The sequence below is a fragment of the Microcoleus sp. B6-A1 genome, from assembly GCF_036705085.1.
Classification (GTDB): Bacteria; Cyanobacteriota; Cyanobacteriia; order Cyanobacteriales; family Microcoleaceae; genus Microcoleus.
In genome coordinates this window covers 1-22,014 of record NZ_JAUBTU010000111.1, presented here as the reverse complement: position 1 = coordinate 22,014, position 22,014 = coordinate 1, and the positions used below count along the sequence as shown (strand labels likewise).

Annotated in this window: 11 protein-coding genes and 1 pseudogene; 4 read left to right on the top strand and 8 right to left on the bottom strand. The window is 45.0% G+C overall.

Annotation, left to right across the window (positions count from 1 at the left end; all coding sequences use genetic code 11):
- Positions 1-1,157: 1,157 nt before the first annotated feature.
- From QUB11_RS31380 to QUB11_RS27475, 5 genes and pseudogenes are all read right to left on the bottom strand, one after another.
- The gene (locus QUB11_RS31380) at positions 1,158-1,277 is read right to left on the bottom strand and encodes an IS1/IS1595 family N-terminal zinc-binding domain-containing protein (RefSeq protein ID WP_445300866.1); all 120 of its coding nucleotides are present in this window, start codon (positions 1,275-1,277) and stop codon (positions 1,158-1,160) included.
- Between the two features lie 37 nt (positions 1,278-1,314).
- Positions 1,315-2,622, bottom strand: coding sequence for an MFS transporter (locus tag QUB11_RS27490; RefSeq protein ID WP_333392153.1), 1,308 nt, complete (start codon positions 2,620-2,622; stop codon positions 1,315-1,317).
- Positions 2,623-2,626: 4 nt separating this feature from the next.
- The gene (locus QUB11_RS27485; RefSeq protein WP_333392151.1) at positions 2,627-7,021 is read right to left on the bottom strand and encodes an amino acid adenylation domain-containing protein; all 4,395 of its coding nucleotides are present in this window, start codon (positions 7,019-7,021) and stop codon (positions 2,627-2,629) included.
- Positions 7,022-7,413: 392 nt separating this feature from the next.
- Positions 7,414-8,331: a hypothetical protein gene (locus tag QUB11_RS27480; RefSeq protein WP_333392149.1), complete on the bottom strand. Its 918-nt coding sequence runs from the start codon at positions 8,329-8,331 to the stop codon at positions 7,414-7,416.
- A gap of 98 nt (positions 8,332-8,429) precedes the next feature.
- Positions 8,430-8,903: pseudogene (locus QUB11_RS27475) on the bottom strand (beta-ketoacyl synthase N-terminal-like domain-containing protein).
- Positions 8,904-9,552: 649 nt separating this feature from the next.
- On the opposite strand from QUB11_RS27475, the gene QUB11_RS27470 reads away from it, so the two are divergent.
- Positions 9,553-9,699 carry a hypothetical protein gene (locus tag QUB11_RS27470; RefSeq protein ID WP_333392147.1) on the top strand — a complete coding sequence of 49 codons (147 nt, stop codon included), beginning with the start codon at positions 9,553-9,555 and terminating at the stop codon, positions 9,697-9,699.
- Positions 9,700-9,806: 107 nt separating this feature from the next.
- Positions 9,807-11,006 (top strand): response regulator, encoded by a 1,200-nt coding sequence (locus QUB11_RS27465; RefSeq protein WP_333392145.1) that lies wholly within the window; start codon positions 9,807-9,809, stop codon positions 11,004-11,006.
- Positions 11,007-11,276: 270 nt separating this feature from the next.
- Here the strand turns inward: QUB11_RS27465 and QUB11_RS27460 are convergent, their stop codons facing one another.
- Entirely contained in the window at positions 11,277-17,777 is a 6,501-nt protein-coding gene (locus tag QUB11_RS27460; RefSeq protein WP_333392143.1) for an AAA family ATPase, read from the bottom strand.
- Positions 17,778-18,116: 339 nt separating this feature from the next.
- On the opposite strand from QUB11_RS27460, the gene QUB11_RS27455 reads away from it, so the two are divergent.
- The gene (locus QUB11_RS27455) at positions 18,117-18,818 is read left to right on the top strand and encodes a polysaccharide deacetylase family protein (RefSeq protein ID WP_333392142.1); all 702 of its coding nucleotides are present in this window, start codon (positions 18,117-18,119) and stop codon (positions 18,816-18,818) included.
- A 301-nt stretch (positions 18,819-19,119) separates the two neighbouring features.
- On the opposite strand, the gene QUB11_RS27450 is transcribed toward QUB11_RS27455, so the two are convergent.
- Together QUB11_RS27450 and QUB11_RS27445 are read right to left on the bottom strand one after the other, a co-directional pair.
- Positions 19,120-19,848 carry a lipid-A-disaccharide synthase-related protein gene (locus tag QUB11_RS27450; protein WP_333392140.1) on the bottom strand — a complete coding sequence of 243 codons (729 nt, stop codon included), beginning with the start codon at positions 19,846-19,848 and terminating at the stop codon, positions 19,120-19,122.
- 7 nt (positions 19,849-19,855) lie between these two features.
- Positions 19,856-20,323 carry a hypothetical protein gene (locus QUB11_RS27445; RefSeq protein ID WP_333206963.1) on the bottom strand — a complete coding sequence of 156 codons (468 nt, stop codon included), beginning with the start codon at positions 20,321-20,323 and terminating at the stop codon, positions 19,856-19,858.
- A 122-nt stretch (positions 20,324-20,445) separates the two neighbouring features.
- Here QUB11_RS27445 and QUB11_RS27440 point away from each other — a divergent pair, with 122 nt between their 5' ends.
- The gene (locus QUB11_RS27440) at positions 20,446-21,609 is read left to right on the top strand and encodes a GuaB3 family IMP dehydrogenase-related protein (RefSeq protein WP_333206962.1); all 1,164 of its coding nucleotides are present in this window, start codon (positions 20,446-20,448) and stop codon (positions 21,607-21,609) included.
- Positions 21,610-22,014 lie beyond the last annotated feature (405 nt).

Genomic DNA, 22,014 nt, shown 5'->3' with positions numbered 1-22,014 from the left:
CCGTCCTTTTTGGACGGGCGGGACGCCCATCCCACAATAACAATTAAAATTGTAAGTTATTTAATTCGCGATCCTAAGCTAACCCGACATCGATCGAATAGCTATTAATCCCGATTGCATACCGCGAATTTTTCAGCTTGACAAATATCTCCCTAGCTGATTATAATTCCCGCATTTCTAGTTGACAAAAACCTATATTAATTGCAGCGTTAACTTTCCAGAATTCCAGATTTGCTTGTTTGCTGTTTTCATTTTCGCGGTTTTTAGCTATAATTTGCCAAGATTTAGTGGCTTAGATTTCTGATATTTAATGGCATTGTATGGATTGATTTATTTCGCATAATATCCGGTAGCAAATGCCTAAAATACTGTATAAACCGCTCAAATAATAATCAGAAGTGACACTGTTGAGTGTGGAGGGGAAGTTGACAGACAAGCTTCTGACATCCGCACAAATCAAGTCTAGTTTATATTCAGGAGCAAGCAGCTATGTCTATTAACGATGTTGAAACAGCGATCGTGGATGAAGAAATTCGCCCTCAAGAATGCGGTCGCGTTCGTTTCCAAAACAGTTGGTGGCCGACGAAGTGCGATCCTCTTTGAGGGCTTCGCTAACGAGAAATAACTTTGCAACCCGGTGAAGTTGTTCGCGTCGTGAGACTTGACAACATTACTCTGCTCGTTGAAGCGTAGTTGGGAAACCATCGGGAGATGGGGAGTTATCGGAGGGGAGAAAAATAAAATTTGCGATCGCGTTTCTATTTCGATACATTTCTCTTCAAAAGGGCGATCGCACTTCTGGCCTCTGTTAATTTCCAGATTCTAGAGTTTGACCTCAACCACAACTCGCCGCTGACAGTTTTGTCGGCGCGTTTTTTTCAGTAGGGACACGGAATGCCGATGAGTAGCAACTTGTTTAAATCAGTTGATGACTGTATTGTGGTTGGGAGCATCTCATATTTGTAAAAACACTTCTTCTGGCTCCTTCCTTCTTCCTCTTTCCTCCTGCCTCCTGCCTCAAAACTCCAATTTCTAGCTTGGCTGCTTTCATTGAGATGCTCCCATTGTGGTTGGATACGGGTAACTCGTTCAATGACTCGGAATCCCATTCCATTAACATCGAATGTCAGGCAATGCTTTTTCACCGCCTCAGAGTATCATTTGAAGGAATAATACTCAACAAATTGATGCCCGCAGGTGGGGCAAAAATAGTTCTGTTTGCCGCACCTGCGGGGATTCTTGCGGACAAAGGTAGATTCGCAGTATTTACAGTCCATTCTTAATATTATGCAACGCCGAAAAAGCAGGGTAATACTATGTTGCATCCGGCAGCTCATCTTCCAGTAGCCGCAAGGGAGGATACTGGTAACCTGCAATAGTTACTAGCATGACCATCGCGCCTGAGATCGCCAACAGCAGACCAATACCGCGACCAGGGCCAGCGCCGATGATTTGTCCGACGCTTCCTGCTAACAAACCGTTGCTTGCCATTAAAGGTTCAAAGATTTTGTCGGCTAGAGGGCCAGCAACGAGATAACCAAGCGGTAGGGATGACCCACCGATCGCCCGTCGAACTGCAAACACCCTTCCCTGCACCTCTGGTGCGACTTTAGTCTGCAAAATTGCTTGGCCGGAGCCCAGGAAAAATGCGGCGCTGAAATACGCACCAAACCCGGCGATCGCAATCAGGGGAATGGAAGCCCGCACTCCCAGGAAGAAAATGCCCAGACCCAGCAGCAGCTCAAAACCGAATACCCCGTACATACGGCGTTTCGGGCCTCCCCAAACGCTCATCAAAATGCTTCCGACCACCATACCGCCGCAAGCAATAGACTGCACAGTGCCCAGCACAGCGACTGGTGCAAAAGCTAGGATTAGCGGTGCGAACAGCACCTGAGCGATGCCGATGGCGAAATTGCTGACAGCTATGAAAATTAGCAGCCCCAGCAGTCCTGGGCGGGCGGTGATGTAAGTCCAACCGTAAGCCATTTCTCGCAGCAGGCTCAGATTCCCGGCTTTCCTGACAGTATTAGTCCTGGCATCAGGAAAGCGAATACTTAGCAGGGTTACTAGGGAAAACAGGAAGGTGGCAAAGTCGGTGAAGATAATGCCCTGAAGCTGTATGACGCTCAGAAGTCCAGCCGCGAGCATCGGCGCGAGGAACTGGGCGGCGGCTTCTCCTAGCTGAATCATCCCGCTGGCGCGACCCATCTGCTGTTTGGGAACCAGTAAGGTGGTGGCGGCGGTATAGGCTGGCCATTGAAAGGCGCTAAAGGCAGAACTGACGGCGACCGCTAGGTAGATGTGCCAGATTTCCAAGCGACCTGTAACCAGGAGAAGGGCGACGGCTACTGTACTCAAACCGGCACCGGAATCACTCAGAATCATGGCCCAGCGGCGGTTCCATCGGTCTATTAGGGCACCCGCGAAGGGAAAGAGTAGGATCGCCGGTAGCCTAGCAAACACAGAAATCAGAGCGAACTGAGTGACTGAACCGGTGCGTTCATAGACCCACACCCCAAGAGCAAAGCTCGTCAGACCCGACCCCATGAGAGAGACAAGCTGTCCGAACCAGATGAGGAGGAAAATCCGCATTCCTTGAGCTACAGGGCGTTTGGCCATTTTATTAATTCTCTGGTTTGAGGTTAGTTGCTAGCTGTTGAGCTAAAAGCTGAACGTGAGGGGCTCGGAGAATGGCATAGTGATCGCCTGGAATTGGCTGGATATCTAATAAGCCGTGAGTTGCTAATTCATCCCAGCCTTGGGTTGGGTCAAGCTTTACTTGCAGCGGTTTTTCGCTAGCAGATAAGAGGGCAATTTTGCCGGGATAGGGCTGGGGAATGTAGCTCAACATGGCTTCCCTGTTAGCTTGGAAAACCCGCATCAAGTGGCGCATTTGTTCTAAGCTGACTTCGGGCGGCAAAATATTGAGATTTTTAGAGCGCTCTAGGATGTAGTTCAATTGCTCCTCTGGTGGGAGTTCTCGCAATTCATCAGCGGATAGAGGCAGCTCCTTACCGAACAGACCCCCCATATCCCTGGCAAGATGAACTAACACCGAAGCCTCATCCGTCTCCTCATACCAGTTAATAGCAGCCGGTGTATAGCTGTCTATTAAGGCTAGGAGGGCGACTTCTTCTCCCCGAAAGCGCAACTGCTGTGCCATCTCAAAAGCGACAATGCCACCCAAAGACCAGCCTCCCAGATAGTAAGGCCCAGAGGGCTGAATGGCTTGCAGGGCTTCAATATAGTGAGCTGCCATATCCTCAATGCTGGTTTTGGGTTCCTGTTCGCCATTGAAACCGGCGGATTGCAAGCCATAAAAGGGTTGCTCCTTCCCTAGATGACGGGCGAGCTCGAAATAGCAGAGGACGTTGCCACCAACGGGGTGGACGCAGAAGAAAGGTGGCTGAGTCCCAGCGGGCTGAATCGCTACCAAGGGAGAGAATGGCACAGAATCCGTTTGCTGGAGCACAAGACTTGCCTGGTGTTCGATTGTGGAGTTCTGGAAAAGGCTTGCCAGGGGCAGAGATTTTCCGAACTGCTGCTGAATAAGAGCCATTAGGCGGACAGCTAAAAGAGAATGACCGCCGCGTTCAAAGAAGCAGTCCCGGACTCCAAGGGGATAGACATTCAGAACATCTTCCCAGATTTGCACCAGTTGCATTTCCAGGTGGCTGCGAGGTGGGACGCTGGTGGTTTCTAGACTGAGATGGGATGTATTCAGTGCCGGAAGGGAGCGCCGATCTACCTTGCCATTCGCTGTCAGCGGTAACGCATTCATCAGTACAAAAGCGCTCGGTATCATATATTCGGGCAGCTTTTGTTTTAAGTAGTCCCGCAGGTTGCGAGTCACGGTGCGCTGCAAAATTTTCCACAAGCCTTGAATTTCCAACAGATATGATACAGTTTGGTCAACTAATGCCTGTTCGTTCGGCGTAAGATGAAAGCGAACCCCGGCGTGTGGGGGACGCGACCAAACTACTGTCCCACAAAGCCAGCGCGGAAAGCTTTCTTCAGGTAGTTGCAGGTGCAGGCGCACGCTTCTACCTTCTTTGATAGCTGGCACCCCCACCAGACCAACGCCACCGGTGGAGATATCTGCTGTGTGGAGTTTGAGGGCGTTGCCATCAAGTTCTAGTTGGCATTCACTCTGATAAGGGATGCGATCTGGAATGAGGTTGGAGACGACATAAGCCACGAGGTGCTTGTCCCCCGGAGTTTCTTCCCTGGCAATAAAGACTGCTGAGTTCACATCAGGGTGTTGCGCCAGCAAGGATTCGATTTCTCCGAGTTCGATGCGGAAGCCCCGCACCTTCACTTGATTGTCGGTACGACCGAGATATTCTATATTGCCATCGGGTAGATAGCGGGCAATATCGCCGGTTTTGTATAGGCGTGCCCCTGGTTCATCGCTAAAGGGGTTAGGAATAAATTTTTCTTCTGTCAACTCTGGACGGTTGAGATAGCCTCGAGCTACGCCAGCGCCGCCTATGTGCAGTTCCCCAGGTATACCAATTGGAACAAGTTGTTGCTGATAACTGAGAATATAGGCTTGGCGGTTTTTTAAGGGACGACCGATAGGAATTTTGCTCAAAGAAATACTTTGAGGTACTTCATAGGTCATGGCTGTTATGGTTGTTTCCGTTGGCCCATAGGCATTTAAAAGACGCACCGTTCTCAGAGGTATCTTTTGCCAAAAATTTAAGCTTTCTGGAGGCATTGCCTCACCTCCGCTGATGACTAGCCTTAATTTTTTGAGTAAACTTGCTGAAGAATTTTCCTCTAAAAATTGAAGCCACTCCCTCCAAAATACTGGAGGTAAGTTAACTACTGTCAAGTCTAATTGAAGTAATTTCTGATGAAATTCTGAGCCATTTAAAAACCTCGTTTCAGATAAAATTAGCGTAGCTCCGATCATCAAAGTTGGGAAAATTTGTTCTAAAGAAACATCAAATCCGACAGAGGCAAATTGTAAGACGCGATCGTCCGAAGTAAGTTGATAGTGGTCGATAATATTTTGACAATGAAGCGCGATCGCTTGATGTTCAATCAAGACACCTTTTGGCCTACCTGTAGAACCTGATGTATAAATTACATAAGCTAAATTATCTGGTTTGATGCCACTAATCGGATTGGTTTGGCTCTTTTGAAGTATGACTGGCCAATCGGTATCCAAACAGACTACCTGTGCTTTATGCTCTAGCAGGGATTCCTTAAAAGACTGCTGGGTTAGTAAAACCGATACTTTGGCATCTTCTAACATATAAGCCAATCTTTCGGCTGGATAGCCAGGATCTAGGGGTAAGTATGCTCCTCCTGCCTTCAGAATTCCCAGCAATCCAACGATCGTATTCAGCGATCGCTCCACATACAAACCCACCAGTTGTTCGGGTTGCACACCCAATCCTTGCAGGTAACGAGCTAACTGATTGGCTCTTGCGTTTAATTCTTGATAAGTCAGTTTTTCCCCTTCAAACACCACCGCCACGGCATCAGGAGAACGCTCTACCTGGGCTTCAAATAGCTGGTGGACGCACTGATCGGAGGGATACTCGGTTTTTGTGTCATTCCATTCCACTAACAACTGATGTCTTTCGTTAGTAGTGAGCAGGGGCAACTCTGACAGCTTTCGATCGGGGTTGGCAACAATCCCCTCTAGCAGAGTTTGAAAATGCCCCGCCATACGAGCGATCGTTGCCCCATCAAACAAATCGGTATTGTATTGCCAGCATACCTGGATAATTTCTCCAATTTCCATCACCATCAGATCCAGGTCAAAGCTTGCCCCTGGTTGATGGCCGAATGGATATGGCTCCATCTTAAACCCTAGCTCTTTTCCTGACTCACACCAACGTTGCTTTTGCCAAGTGAAGCTGACTTGAAACAGTGGAGAACGACTGGGGTCTCGTTGAGGCTGTAGTTTCTCAACTAACAGTGGAAAAGGATAATCCTGATGTCTCTGAGCTTCTTTAACTGTGCTACTTAGCTGAGCTAACAAATCTTTGAATGTCAGGTTTGCCGAAAGGGAAGCCCGCAAAACGACGGAGTTTACGAAGTAGCCAACAACTCCTTTAAACTCTCGACCTGGCCTTCCCAGCATTGGGGTTCCCACAAGGATATCTTCTCGATCGGTATAGCGGTAAAGCAACGCAAAATAAGCTGCCAGCATCAGCTTATAAAGAGTTGTACCTGTAGCTCTAGCTACCTCTCCCAGTCCCCGAATTAATTCTTCATTTAGCCGAAAAATATGCGTTTCTCCCCGATAGCTTTGCACTGGTGGTCGGGGTCTGTCTGTCGGCAAGTTTACGATTGGCAACTCACCCGATAATTGTTTTTGCCAGTATTCCCAAAGTTTTTCTCCCTTTGGACCCGATAGCATTTCGGACTGCCAATGTACAAACTGGGTATAGGGCGTATTTTTAGGAAGAGAATTTTCTATCTGCTCAAGGCTAACTTGTTTCGTTTCGGCAGTATACCAGAGTCGCAGTTCATTAAATATCTGATCGCTAGACCATAAATCACCGGCGATGTGATGCCCTGTTAGCAACAAGATGTGTTTTTGTGCCGACCGAGTAAATAGATTTAACCGAGCAACTGGCTCTTCCTCCAGATTAAAGGTACGGTCTATTTCTAATGAGATTTGCTCTTTTAAATACTCTTCGCTCCAATTTGAAGCATCTCTGACCTGTAGATAACATTCTAGCTGTTCGTTAATAATTTGAAAGGGTTTCCCTTTATACGCGGTATAAGTAGTTCGGAGAATCGGATGGCGATGCACAACCTTTTGCCACGCACGATTCAAAGAATCAATATCTATGGTTTGGCAAATTAGTGCTGTATTACAAACGTTGTAAGCCACGCTTTCGGGAACCATCTGGTAGAGAAACCATAAAGCTTGCTGGCCCAGCGAGAGCGGATGAAAGGATGCCGGGGTCTCTGGCATCATGGGGGTGATGTTATCATTCAAAACTGGCATACTTTGTTCAAAAGATATTTCTGGGGTTGTAGATAAAGTCATAAAGCTTTGTTTTTTGAATGTTTTTACTTCGGACTAGCGCATTTATAGCGCGAGAGTTTTAGACAAAACCCTTTACATCACACGGGGAATTTTGGGATAGATAAAGTGCGATCGCGTAAAGGCATTGTGGCATCGCACTTTATGAAAACTGAAGCGATGAAAGCCTGCTACACTTTCAGTTGGGGGAGTGAGCAGAGTCAATGTCATTCCTCACAGCTTACATCCAGGGAGTAGAGTTTGGATTGGCTGCGAAATTTGATTTGACGCCTTTCGTCCCTACATTTTATTTAAGACTATCGCCGAGGTCTATCTTTGAATTTGTAGAGCTAGAAATGATTTTTTCGGCTCTCTTTGAGTTCGGGTGATAACTCTGCCCTATCTAAATATCTATTCTATTCAGGAGCGGGAATCTTATTGTTTTTGCAGTAGTCTTTAGTGCTTGTTACTGAATGAACTTTTACTTCCACTGGCTTCTCCTTGCTTGCTTTAATAACAAACTCGCTAGCTCCCACATAAGGCCGCTTACCCGAGTCATAGGCATAATCATAGCCTGTAAAACCCCAGTCATAGGTATAACCTAAGCCTGTAAAAGGATAATCTTTTGGAGCACTAGCAAATAATTCTTTTCTCATTTTTTCCAGCTTTTCAGGATCGATTTTACTGCACTTATTCGTATAAATGCTTCCATCGCTACAGGGTCTCGTTAAATTTTCTTTTTTAACCCATATTTCCACAAAAGAGTCGTAGCTTTTTTCGTCCTGTGGCTCTCGCTCTGCTATTAAGCCCAAATACTGCGTCAATCTTAGATCCAACATCATTTCGCGACTGAGATCAATAAGGCTGCCACCTAGGCCTGCAGTTTCATTGCAAAAACGGGAGACTTCAGGTTTTGCTGTTAGCCAAGTTACTCGATCTAATTTTACGATTTTCTCTGTATAAAATCTTTTTTTAGTCCATGTCACCATGAGAATCTCTCCTTGATTATTTTGGGTTTGTAGCTCGCCATTTTTTTCTTCCAATAACAAGACTTCTTCAGGAGACATCTCTGTTTTTTTAGTCCGTTCAACAGCCAGATTAAAATCGCCTAAAAGGTAATTATAGCTTTCACGTTTTTTGTCCTTTAGGTAATCCCAAACCCATACATCTTGCTTGGACAATGAACGGTCTTTTGAGTCGGCTGTAATTGACTGTTGATTAAAAAAATTTTGTTTATTTTGCAGACTATCACTCTCTAGTAATCGAGAATAACCAGCCGCTAAAAATGAAATGGTAAAAGTCAGAATCAAAGAGAGTTTTTTGTAAGGTTTCATCACTCTAATATCCTCGGGATTATTGCCCTAAAAATTCGCACAACAATTTCCAGCTAATTATCTGCCACTTTCCGCTGAACACCTTGCTGGAAGAACATTCAAGAAAAATGTAATAGGTGGTAGTCTCGGTGGTGTGGGAATAAGCCGACAGTGCAGTAATCTCCATCTGGCCTATTTTTCCTGATCGCATTTCCCAGCGCGTTGGCTTCAATCGGATCGCCTACGGGCGTGCCAGTGCCGTGTGCTTAGATATACTGTATTTGCTCTGGTGAAATGCCAGCTTGCTTGCAGGCTTCCCGGATTGCGGCCTCTTGAGCTTCTCCGTTGGGCACTGAGATGCCATTGGTTTGACTGTCCTGGTTGACGGCGCTCCCTCGGATCGCCGCGTAAATCGGATCTCCGTCGGCTTGTGCTTGGGATAAAGGCTTCAAGACAACGACACCGGCTCCTTCAGCGCGGACATAACCGTTGGCTCGCTCGTCAAAGGTTTTGCAACGCCCATCGAGAGAGAGCATAGATGCTTTTGAGAATCCTATAGTTCTCTCCAAGAACTGCTTACTAGGTAAGATCACTGCTACCTGCAGCCTGTAGAGCAGATAGATAACCTGACTGGTGCTAGCCTCTACCTTTAGATAGAGGAGGTAAACAGCTCGATCGCTACCTTTCTATGTCTTTGGGTGGGTGCTATTCAATAGTATGTGTAAACAATCCGGATAAAGCAAGTCGGAAAAGTCGGATCATAAAGTCGGAAAAGTCGGATCATAAAGTCGGAAAAGTCGGACGCCCTGGTTTTACTATCTATCTATAGAGCAGATCAACAGCATGACTGGCACTGTTATCTGTCTTTTGGTAGATGCTATTAATAGTATGTTGGGAATATAGGCATAAAGCAAGTCGGAAAAGTCGGATCGTAAAGTCGGAAAAGTCGGATCTTTGCCTAATGGGCATATTTCTGAGTGAGGATTACAATATCACGCGCTAAAATACATCAGTAATAATACTGAAAATTAATGGAATTGTCGGCGCTAATCGGCGGATGTTTTTATGTGACCATATAAAAACTAATCAAGGCTTGTCTTTTGGATCAAGACAAGCCTTGATACTGAGTTATACGGTTGTGCCCTAGGTAGCGAACTCAGATTTATGAAAGATGAACCAGTTTTTCAGATTTTTTAAGAGTTTTATAAATGTCAAAGAGTCGATGTCGTAGGCGTTGACGGGGTGACAAGAAACTTAAAAGCTTTGCAATTAAAGGGTTTAAGCCGATCGCCCTCACAAATAATTAGGTGGGTGCGATCGCCTTTTTCGGGTTTCGACAAGGTGGAATCAGGATCGGGGGCGATCGTCCAGGAGCGTAAGTGTCAATAAGTCTGTCATAATAACTATTAGGAATTTCTCCACCGACTTAGTACGGTGTATAACTCAAAGCTAGGGTGCAAAACTGAAAAACCTTACCCGATGAGATTGATTTGTATATGACTTTTGAACAAGCTCTAGAATTTATCGAATCAGCCTTAGAGTCCCAAACCAGTAAACCGTTAAATTTTCTTGAGCAGGAAATCTTAAAAGCTGCTTGGAAAAACGCAACTTATAGTGCTGTTGCTGACAGTTTGTACCTCAGCGTAGGACATATCAAAGATTCATCTTCCCTCCTCTGGCAGCGCATTTCCGACGTAATGGGAGAAAAAGTTACTAAAAATAACTTCCGATCTCTGGTAGAGAAGCAAAGCACTACCACTGATATCGCCGAGGCCGAAGTCGAAGGCGAACCTATGACGATAGATTCGGTAGGAGAAAGTGACATCAATGAATTAGGAACTTGCAAAGGCAACATTTTAATTGTTGATGACCTCCTAGAAAATCTGAATTTTCTAACAAAAATTCTCACTAAGGAGGGGTATAAAGTTCGGGGCGTCACCAATGGTGCGATGGCTTTGAGGACAGTTCGCCATTATCCCCCCGATGCTATCTTGCTGGATATTAAAATGCCAGACATGGACGGCTATCAAGTCTGCGAAGCCCTCAAATCGGATGAAAAAACCTCAGAAATTCCGATTATTTTCTTAAGCGCACTTGACCAAGTTTTTGATAAAGTCAAAGCTTTTAAGGTAGGGGGAGTTGACTACATCTCTAAACCTTTTCAGCCGGAAGAAGTGCTAGTTAGGCTCGAAACTCAGGTCACTATCCAGCACCAAAAATGCCAGCTTAAAGAAGCAATCGAGCGACACCAGCAAACCGCAGAAATTGCCTACCAATCTCGCAGCCTGCTGGCAAATTTACTAAACTCATCTCTGGATGGAATAGCCGCAGTGGAGGCGGTGAGGGGAGATATCGCTGGAGAAATTGAAGATTTTCGCTGCTTGGTAGTTAACCCTGTTTTTGCCAGACTTTTAGGGAAAAGACGAACAGAACTTGCGGGCGAGCCAGTTCTGAAAAAACTGCTTAATCAATTGAGTCCCGGACTGTTTGATTTATTAGTAGAGGTTGTTGAGACTGGAGAATCACTTGAAGGAGAGGTTCATCTAGAAAGTGATTACCTTGGCAAATGCTATTATTTCACTGCTGTTAAATTGGGAGACGGTTGCTCAATTACCATCCGCGACCTTACAGACTTAAAACAGTCGGCATTAAAGTCAATGATGGAAGTGAATCAACCGCGTGCTAGCATCAAATAGCATAAACCTGAAATATTGCACCATTCTCAATAACCCTTCTATGGGCGGGCTCTCCTGCCCAACCCCTACTCCCCACAAGAAAATGCACTTTTTGTGGAACAGGCCGGAAAGCCTGTTCTGGAGAATGGTGCAACATATGAGATAAACGGGACTTACGCACTCCCACGGCTGCTAGAAACCGGGTTTTTTAGCGAATCTACGGGCTGTAACGCGTCTTCTCGTAAAAAAACCCGGTTTCTGACCACCCCTGTGTAATTCCTAAAAATATCATCATTCACCAATCAAGGGTTCAGTTAAATCCAGAATCTTCTCAAACTGAAACCTCGTCACCCAATTTCTGAGAGTGTGAAGCTCGAAAGCGTGAGATTCAGGAATCTCCTCTAGGATTTGAAAAACTAATTCCGAATCCGCGTCCATAGCTGCTTCATATAATTTTACTATCCATTCTTTTGACATCGCTGCTAAGAAATCAGTGAAATTTAACGGTTCTCCAGTCACATTAGAAGGGGGAGATGGTAGCTCTTGCTCCTGATAAATATAAAGGACGCCCAAATGTTTAGTCATGATGTCAAAGATTCCCTCTGTGTGGAACGGTTTTCGCACAAAATCATCACAACCAGCCGATAAAATAACTGCCTTTTCTTCTTCCCACACGCTAGCAGTAATAGCAATAACAGCAGTAGCTTGACCTTTAATGGTGCCTTTAATGCGTTTCGTGGCTTCATACCCATCCATAATGGGCATTCTCATGTCCATCCAGATGAGATGCGGTGAGTAGGAGTCCCAAATTTCAAGCGCTTCAATACCGTTACTCGCTTCTTCCACTTCAAAACCAACAGGTTTGAGTAGTTTAACTAACAGTTGCCGATTGTAATCTCGATCGTCCACCACGAGGATGCGATATTGGGGTTGGTTAGGCGCTAGCGCAACGACGCGACGACTTTGGGGTTGATTTTGAATGGCGCTGCCATCAGCGATGCCCACAGGAATGTCAAATTTAAATGTTGTACCCGTTGTGTCTTCTAAAAATTCCTTGAGAGGCATTCCAGGGGTGAAAGCTTTACCATGACTAATGACTGTTATTTCACCTCCCATCAAGCGGACAAATTGACGGCTAATCGTCAGTCCTAATCCGGTTCCTTGCTGCACTTTTTGACCGGAAGCTGTTTGCACGAAGGGTTTGAAGAGATTCTCCAGTTCCTCTGCCCCAATGCCAACTCCCGTATCTTTTACTTCAAAGGTAATGGTTGTTGATTGTGGGTTGTTGGTTGTTTTTGTTCCCGCTTCACTTTGGGCTTTTACCTGTTTATTTTTTACTTCTAAAGACACCCCTCCAGAAGAGGTAAACTTAACGGCATTACTGATCAAATTAATCAGCACTTGCCGCAACTTAACTTCATCAGCCCAGATATATTTAGGAATATCTGCAGCACATTCCAATCGTAAGTATAAGCTTTGAGCCGTGGCTTTCAACGCAAACATATCCTCGATTTCAGCTAAAAAATGATGAAGGTTTAAATTGTTTTCAGATAGCGTCATGCGTCCCGCTTCAACTTTGGAAAGGTCAAGCACCTGATTAATTAGAGATAATAAATGCTCTCCACTGCGCTGAATGATGTTAAGGTTCTCTTTTTGTTCATTTAACAGATTTGTATCCTGATTCATCAGTTGAGAAAAACCGAGAATGGCGTTCAGGGGAGTCCGCAATTCGTGGCTCATGTTGGCAAGGAAAGTGCTTTTGGCGAGGTTGGCGGCAACGGCTGCTTCTTTGGCTCGTTCGAGTTCTGCTTCAACTTTTTTGCGATCGCTAATTTCCTGTTCTAAGCGGACATTTTCGATCAGCGTTTTTTCGGCCTGCTTACGATCGCTAATATCTTGAAAAGCTGCGATCGCGTACTCTACATTACCCGTCTCATTGAAAATTGGCGTACTCGTTGCTTCTACAAAAATGCTCCCGTCGCTGTGGTGGAGTTCCAAGTCATCCGCCTGAGCTTTTTCACCGCCAAGCGATCGCACCAGGGGCAACTGTTCGACTGGATATATCTCCCCTGTCCCTGCCCGATAAATGTGATAGGTTTTTGAGAGTTGCTCGATTTGGGCTTTTGGTAAATCTTGAATATTCAGTAACTGCTGTGAAACTGGATTGGCGTAAACCAGTTGTCCTTTGGCGTCGTGAACGGATATGCCTAGAGGTATAGCATTGAGGAATTTATTCAGGCGATTTTGGGTAGATTGTACCTGAGTATAGAGTCTAGCGTTGGTAAGGGCGATCGCCGCCTGAGTTGAAAGTAATTGAATCACTTCCAGGCGATCGGGTGTAAAAACCCCATCTGCTAAATTATTTTCCAAGTAAACAATTCCAATTAATTGCCCTTGATTGAGCAGAGGAGCGCAAAGGATAGACTTGGGCTGCTGTGTTTTGATATAAGCGTCTTGGGTAAATCTGCCTTCACGGGCAACATTGGTTTCAATCAGTCCTTCCTGAGTCCTTTCAACATAGTGAATAATCGACAAAGGCAAACAGGTTTCTATTGGAGTTGATTGCAACACTATCACCTGATTTGAGTTAGCCTCCCCTGACGCTTCGACTCTTAGTTGTCCTTGAGACTCTAAAATTAGATAGCCACTTTGTGCCCCGCAGCTTTCTAGCAGGATTTTCATCAAAGTGGTGAGGAGTTTATCTAGCTCAATTTCACTGGCAATTGCCCCAGATGCTTTCATCAATGCTGCCAAATCCAGGGTTTCCCCTGAAATGCTGTTAGATGTATCAGACAGGATGCTGCGCGATTTATCCGACAAATTGGCTTTCGTAAAACGCTTTAAAAGTTCTGGATACTGTTGTTTCAAATCAGTCATTTTAGCTGTTGCACCCCAACGTAAATAACAGTAGTAAGCATTTGTCATATAGGCTTGGGCAACTTGCTCTTTTCCCCAAGCGATGTAGAATTTGGCAGCCAATTCATTAGCCAAAGCCTCTTCGTTGAGGTACTCATGTTCTTTCGCTAAGGCAATAGCGCGATCGTAGTAGTCGATCGCCCTAGCATTTTCCCCCAAAACTCGATATCGCTCTGCCTCCACTAGATAGAATTTATGGAGGTGAGTCATCGGAGCAAACTTCGCCCATTTCTCGATCTTTTTCTGATTGGCTTTCACCTTCTGGAGGATGAGTTTTTGCTCGGATTTTGGTGCATCAGAATAGATAGCCAGATAAACTAAAGAATTGTAGAAATGGTAGAGAGGAATAGTACCTACAGCGCTATCGCTATATTTTTCTGCTGATTTAGCATTTTCTATAGCTTGCTGATAGTCTTGAAAAAGATAGCAGAGAAATAGCTTGTAAAAATAGACCGAGCGACAAAGATTTTGAGCATTCGCCTCTAGATGCAGGGGTAACATTTTTGTTTCGTCATAGCTTTCACCGATTAAACGGCACTTATCTTCAGCCTGTCCCATCAAATTCAATAAAACCTGTCGATTGAGTTGGTTATAGTAATATGATGTTTCTTGCTTCAGTTGGCTGAGGGTATTACTGTACATTGCCATCTCTGCCTCGACTGTTGCCAATTCCTTCCCCAACACATAGGAGTGATAGCAGTATACACAAGCCGAATAAGCTGCATATTCTAAATCTCCAGTCTCTAGGGCGATCGAGTAAGCATTCTGCAAAGGGTTTAAAGTTTCCCTAAGATGCTCTTTCCAATGTTTGACAAAGTAATTAACAATAAATATGGTTCTGGCTGTGAGATCTTTAGTATTAAACTTATCGAGTAACAAGATAGCAAGTCGCCCAAATTTATAACCAGTCTCAATGTCTCCTACGGTTTCCCCAGACAAAATTAGTCCGTAAGTAGCATAGGCACAAGAAGACACAGAAGTATTCCCGTATTTGATGGATAAATTGACCTGTTTAAACGCCATTAGGGGTAGCAAGTCAGGTCTGGAAAAATGGGCAGCGGACACTATACCTGATAAGATACGCATAGCTGCCAACTTATAAGGGTCAGTCATCACTGGTAAGTCGATTAAGTCCTCGATTCGCTTCCCTGCTAAACTTAACTTAGTCTTCACCAGTTCAAGGAAAATATTTAATTTTGTTGGTTTTTTGGGAAAGCGAATTCCCAACAGCTTTAATACTGAAAGAGCCGTATCTATCGCTTCTAACGGTTGGTTTTGTGCTGTATAGGCTTGAATCTTGACTTCATATACTTTCACTTTGTCCAGCAATGAAGTAGCTTGTTGAAGCACAATATCAGCCCCTTTTTCCATTTCCTCAACGTGGCCACTCAAGATAGCAGCTTCTACTGTTTCCACATACAGTGCTAGACTTAGGTCATACTGACGAAGCCAACTATCTGCACTCAGGCAATTTATACCAATGCTTAAGTAATTCCAGGCGGGTTTCCAAGCTGCTGATGCCTTCGCTTTTTTGCCAGCAATCAGATTTAATTGAGCAAGTTTATCTTTTTCTAACTGAACGTCAATTGTTTCAATACCAAAGTTGAGCTGATTGACTATATCAAAAATCTTTTGTTGGAGTACCTGTGGTGGTGTATTTTGTAACAACAGTTGCCCGACTTTCCAGTGAACCGCTTGCTTGTCGTCTGGGGGAATTAGGGAATAGGCGGCTTGCTGGATGCGATCGTGAGCAAATTTATAATTAATTTTTAAGTCATTCGCATCTCGATGGGTTTTCAGGAATTTGTAATCATCTCCAAGGGGTAATATAAATCCCGCTTGAATGGCATTCCATAATTCATCAGCCGTTTCTTTTTGAGAAGTTTCATTAATAATTGAAAGGCTTGGTAAATCAAATTGATTGCCAATGCAAGCGGCTAATCGTAAAACTTTTTGTGCTGATTCTGATAAGGTTTGAATTTGCTCTGCCATGAACTCAACAACGTTATCAGTAATATTCCTAGTTATAATTTGCTCTAAATCCCAATGCCAAGCCCCAGCATTCACATCAAAAGTCAGCAATTGCTCTGTATAAAGTGACTTGAAAAACTCTTTAATAAAAAAGGGATTTCCTTGGGTTTTTTGCCAAACCAACTCGGCTAATCTTTGCGTTGGGACGCACTCGGTTTTCAGCGTATCCGCAATGAATTCATTAACCTGGTTTAAATTTAAGGGTGAAAGAGAGAGATGATTAATTACTACTCCCTGTTTTTCCATCTCAGATAAAGTCAGCATAGTAGGATGAGTTGCACTGACTTCGTTATCTCGATAAGCTCCGATTACAAAGAGATATTGAGTAGTAAAATCGGTCATGATCAACTGGATCAATTGCAGCGTAGCGCTGTCTGTCCACTGAAGGTCGTCTAGAAATAGGACGAGGGGATGTTCTTTCTGGCAAAAAACTTGAATAAAGTTTTGAAAAGCTAAATTAAACCGATTTCTTGCTTCTGTTGGTGGCAATTCTGGGACAGGATTCTGTTTGCCAATAATCAGTTCAACTTCGGGAATGACATCAATAATAATTTGTCCATTGCTGCCTAATGCGCCTCGAATCTTCTCTTGCCACTGTTCTAATTGCGCTTGAGTTTCGGTGAGCAATTGTCGCACCAATTCTTGGAAGGCAGCGACTAAAGCTTGATAGGGAATATCGCGTTGCAACTGGTCAAATTTACCTGCTATAAAGTAGCCGCTTTTTTGAGTGATGATCTTATACAGTTCCTGAACTAAAGCTGATTTCCCAATACCAGAGTATCCCGAAATTAGCATGAGTTCAGTTTGTGTCTCTACGGGCCGATTTTGTGACTGAGTTGTCGTTGGGTTACTCAGGTTATTTGCTAAACCAGCCCCTACTTGTTTTTCTTGTCTCGACGCTAGACGATCAAAGGCACTCAATAAGGACTCAATCTGTGATTCTCTCCCGTACAGTTTTTGAGGGAGTTGCAATTGAGGATAAATATCTTGGTATCCCAAGGAAAAAGCTTGAAATTTACCATTTCTAAATTGAGCGAGACAAGTTTTTAAATCTGCGTTGATTCCCCAAGCACTTTGATATCTATCTTCCGCCATTTTGGCCATTAACTTCATGACAATTTCTGAGACAGTCAAGGGAATTTCTGGATTATTTTCATGAGGTGGAGTGGGTTGTTTTGCAATATGGCAATGGACTAACTCAAGTGCATCAACGGATTCAAAAGGCAACTGGTTGGTTAGCAGCTCATAGAAAGTAACGCCAAGAGAATAAAAGTCAGTGCGATAGTCTAGTGAGCGATTCATCCTGCCTGTTTGTTCTGGAGACATATAAGCCAATGTCCCTTCTAGAAGATTAGGACTTTTGAGGCTGGGATTCTCTTGGGATAGGATGGTAGATAAGCCAAAGTCAATAATTTTTAATTTTCCAGTTTGAGGATTCAAGACAATATTAGATGGATTGATATCTTTGTGAATGACATTTTTTTGATGAACTTTGCCTAACGCATCTGTGATTTGGATGGCTAGGTGGAGAAACTCTGGTAAACCAAAGGGACGGCCATCCAGCAGGATTTTTAAGGACTCTCCTCCAAAATCCTCCAACAACATGACTTGTGTGTTCTCGTATTTTCGCAGTTCGTAGCCTTTAATCGTTTCTTCTAGGTTGAGACGGCGAGTGATTTCGTATTCCTGCTGATAGCGGTAGAGTTCGGCTGCTGTGGGGTAATCCTCTTTGAGGAGTTTCAAAATCAAAGGTTGCTGATTTGATTTGAGGATGCCTCGGTATACGAGGGAATTAGCACTTTCGTAAATCTGGCTGACAATTGTGATATCTGGCAGTGAAATCATGTTGGGAATTATTGCTGCCTAAAAAAGTTGAGTATACAAATAAATATAACATGGGGAGGAGCGGGTGAGAGCAACAGTAAACTCGCTGCGAATATACATCCTTGCCTTACACCCCCCACAACTCCGGATCTTTTATTATTGCTTTTTTGCTCTGGACTTACTTACGCTGTATGGTACAAGTGTACTGGCACTTGAAGCGTCTAGCTATTGTACGATCGCCAAAAATTAAAATTTTCGTAACCGTCAATAATTAATGATAAAATAGCTTAAGGATCCCGTTACCCAATTGTGGTAATCTGACAACAATCCACTTTCATTCTCGATCGAGTGCGTGCAGCTATGCGAATCGGTAAAATTTTACAAAAGTTTCTGCTTTTCACAATAGCGTTACTTTTCGCAGTATCGCTGTTAATTAAAGTTACTAAATTTCACAATTATTTCGGCATAAACCGTGCCGATACCGAAGTGAAAGTTGTTGCCCTCACCTACGACGACGGGCCCTATCCTCCCTATACAAATCAGCTTTTAGATATCTTAGACCGCTATCAAATTAAAGCAACTTTTTTTGAAATCGGTCGCAATATTGAGAAACATCCAGAAATCGTGAAAATGATTGTCGCGAGGGGAGATGAGTTGGCAAACCATTCATACTCTCACAAAGATATGATGTTTAAACCCCAGGAAGTTTTGCTGTCTGAGATTGAAAAAACGGACAAACTTTTGCAGGAAGTTGGGGTGAAGCAAGACAGTATTAGTTTTCGGCCACCTTGGGGTAGGCGATTTGTAGTTTTGTCTTATTTGTTATCCCAAATGGACAAAAAACTGATTATGTGGGATGTGGATTCCCAAGATTATGAAAAAACTCTCACGGCGGAAGATATCGCAAATCGGGTGATTGACAATGTGCGATCGGGTTCGATTGTGGTGATGCACGACGGCGGGGGCGATCGCTCGAAAACCGTAGCAGCAACTGAGATGATTGTCAAGGATTTGCAGTCGAAAGGTTACGAATTTAAAACTGTTTCTGAGTTGTTGAAATAGCAGTAGGGTGCGTCAGCGACAATTATTTTCGCGACAAATCAACAATCTCATACTGACGCACCAGGAAATAAATGCTGCGTCAAAATTAGACTTTTCGTGGCGCTTGAAAATTTCAAACCTGACCGAAAGCATCCAGGATACCCGCCACGTGATTCATTCCGAAAGCAGACTCAGGACCGGTGAAATAAAAAACCTGTATCCGATGAAACTTGCCGAACGTATTTATCTCGCGCAAGTCAATGCTTCAATTCTTTAATCTAAAATCTAAAATCGCGCAATCGATTGACGCACCCTACCACAATCAATAACCAAGATAGTTTGTCACGTAATTTGCAATTTTTATGCTGCCGCCCGATCGCCCCATTCTCTCTAAACCATTTTGAATGCAACTGGCTAAATATTTATCATTTTGCAAAGTGCGATCGACGGCCCTTGCAGTTTCCTTGAGAATATCAGAATTTGCTGGTTGCGTGCCAATAACCTGCACGGAATCACCTAAAAGCCGATTTTGAGCCTCCGCAAACCGATAGGTAAAGGCTGAGCCGTTTCCCGGTACTGCAATTACAGGTTTTCCCAAGCCCACAGCTTGTTCGACAGCAGTTCCAGTCATCCCAATTACTAAACTCGACTGCTGCAAAATATCGGCGAAAGCATCTGCCCAGCAAATTACTTCGACTATTTTTTCTTCATGAAAAGACCGTTTGATTGCTGGAAAAATCAGCTTTCCCGATCGCATTTGCCATCCGCATCGCGCCGCAATATCCTCTAATTGAGTCATTAAAGCCGGAACTAAAGCAGCCCGAAACTGCACCGGTACAGTAGAGTTACTAGCAATTTTTTTAACCAGTTCCAGGAGCAAAACGAGGTTGTTAGTGGCTTCCCGGAGGCGAGAACCTGGGAGAAGGGCGATCGTCCGAACTCCGGGTATTAACTGCAAATCTTTGCCCGTAGAATTGAGGTTGTCCATGACAGGTGTGCCGACAAACTGAGCTTTTTTTAAACCCTGTCGGTTTAAGTCAGCAGCAGTCAAAGCATCTCTAGTAAAAACCGCCAGACATTGAGCAAAGCAACTGCCACAAGATTAAACCCAAATCGACTCGCCCCTCGTAATAACTAGAATGGGCCGATAGAAAAATTATATAGGGGCGGTGGCTGGCATGGGCGATCGCCCCGGCGACAATATCCCCAGTCGCCACCACCAAATCGCAGCGGCGCGAATCCGTCCAAACAGCTTGCAATTGCTGCCAAGTCAAAGCAATCAGCCCCGCCCCAATATCTTTGAGGAAAAACAGGGGATTCATGTAAAAAACTCCCCCAGACGGCATTTGACTGGTGGGCCCAATAATGGGCACGGTCGATCGACGGTAAGCAGCCCCGTCACCTACAATCGGCATTGCCGAAACATCAACATCCGCGCCAGATACTCTCAAAGCTTGGAGAATTTGACAGTTAATCGAGTCTTCCCCGTGGCCGTTGCTGAGGAAAAGTATCCCCTTCGATTTCATATAATCAGAATACAATCAGAATCAGTGCCGAGCTTTTTTTAAAGACAGCCGTGCGATCGCTACCTGCTGACAGGCTACGATTTTGTTACTCTAATTTAAATACATTGTGGAAGTGAAACAGCGTGAATATTGAAATTGGGCGGGGCAAAAGTGCTCGCCGAGCTTACGGCATAGATGAAATCGCGCTAGTACCAGGACAGCGCACCCTCGACCCGAGTTTGGCAGATACCAAGTGGCAGATTGGCGGGATCGATCGAGAAATCCCGATCATCGCCAGCGCCATGGATGGAGTAGTCGATGTCCGCATGGCGATTTTGCTGTCGGAATTGGGAGCAATGGGCGTGCTCAACCTAGAAGGAATTCAAACCCGCTATGCCGATCCCCAGCCAATATTAGAGCGCATCGCCAGTGTCGGGAACCACGAATTTGTTTCCCTGATGCAGGAACTCTATGCCGAACCCATCAAGCCAGAATTAATCGAGCTCAGAATTAAAGAAATTAAAGCAGGAGGAGGGATTGCGGCCGTTAGCGGTACACCGGCCGCTGCGAGCAAATACGGCCGGGCGGTTGCTGAATCGGGAGCCGATATATTTTTTGTGCAAGCAACTGTAGTCTCGACAGCTTTCCTTTCCCCTGAAGCGATCACGCCTCTAGACTTAACTCAATTTTGTCAAGAGATGCCGATCCCAGTAATTTTGGGCAACTGCGTCACCTACGAAGTCGCCCTGAATTTAATGAAAACTGGCGCTGCGGGCATTCTCGTGGGCATAGGGCCGGGGGCTGCTTGCACATCTAGGGGCGTACTGGGTGTCGGCGTTCCCCAAGCCACAGCGGTAGCAGACTGCGCCGCCGCGCGGGACGACTACTATCGCGAAACTGGTAAATACGTGTCGGTGATTGCTGACGGCGGTTTAATTACTGGCGGCGATATCTGCAAGTGCATTGCCTGTGGTGCCGATGGAGTGATGATTGGTTCGCCCTTTGCCAGGGCCGCCGAAGCTCCTGGCCGCGGCTTTCACTGGGGGATGGCAACTCCCAGCCCGGTTTTGCCGCGCGGCACTCGCATTCGCGTAGGGACTACGGGTACTGTGGAGCAAATTTTGCGGGGGCCAGCAGTGCTAGATGACGGTACGCACAACTTGCTCGGAGCTCTGAAAACTAGCATGGGTACCTTGGGCGCTAAGGATCTTAAGGAGATGCAGCAAGTGGAGGTGGTAATTGCTCCTTCTCTGCTGACTGAGGGTAAAGTCTATCAAAAAGCTCAGCAGTTGGGCATGGGTAAGTAGATTTACCGATCGAATACCAGCATACCTTGACAAAATTTGTTCCACAGTCTCGAAATTTACAGAATATTGTGGAATTATCGAGAAGGAGATGTCACAATAGAAGAAGCGGAGACGCATGTTTCCGTTCACTCCTCACACCACACTCCGCCCGGACTACTGTTCGGGCGGTTCCTTTTTTGCCGGAAATCTTGCCTCTTGCTTACTAGATAAAGGACTGAGGCTTTTCGCTCCGGAGAGGGGGAGAGGGGGAGAGTGGGAGAGTCTGGGGGTGGGAGAATTTTTTTTCTACATAAGTGCATTCTGCCTTGGGAAACATCAGTGCCTTGGGAAACATCAGTGCCTTGTTCCTTCAGGAATGAGAATTAAATAACTTCCACTCTTGAAAGTGGGATGGGCGTCCCGCCC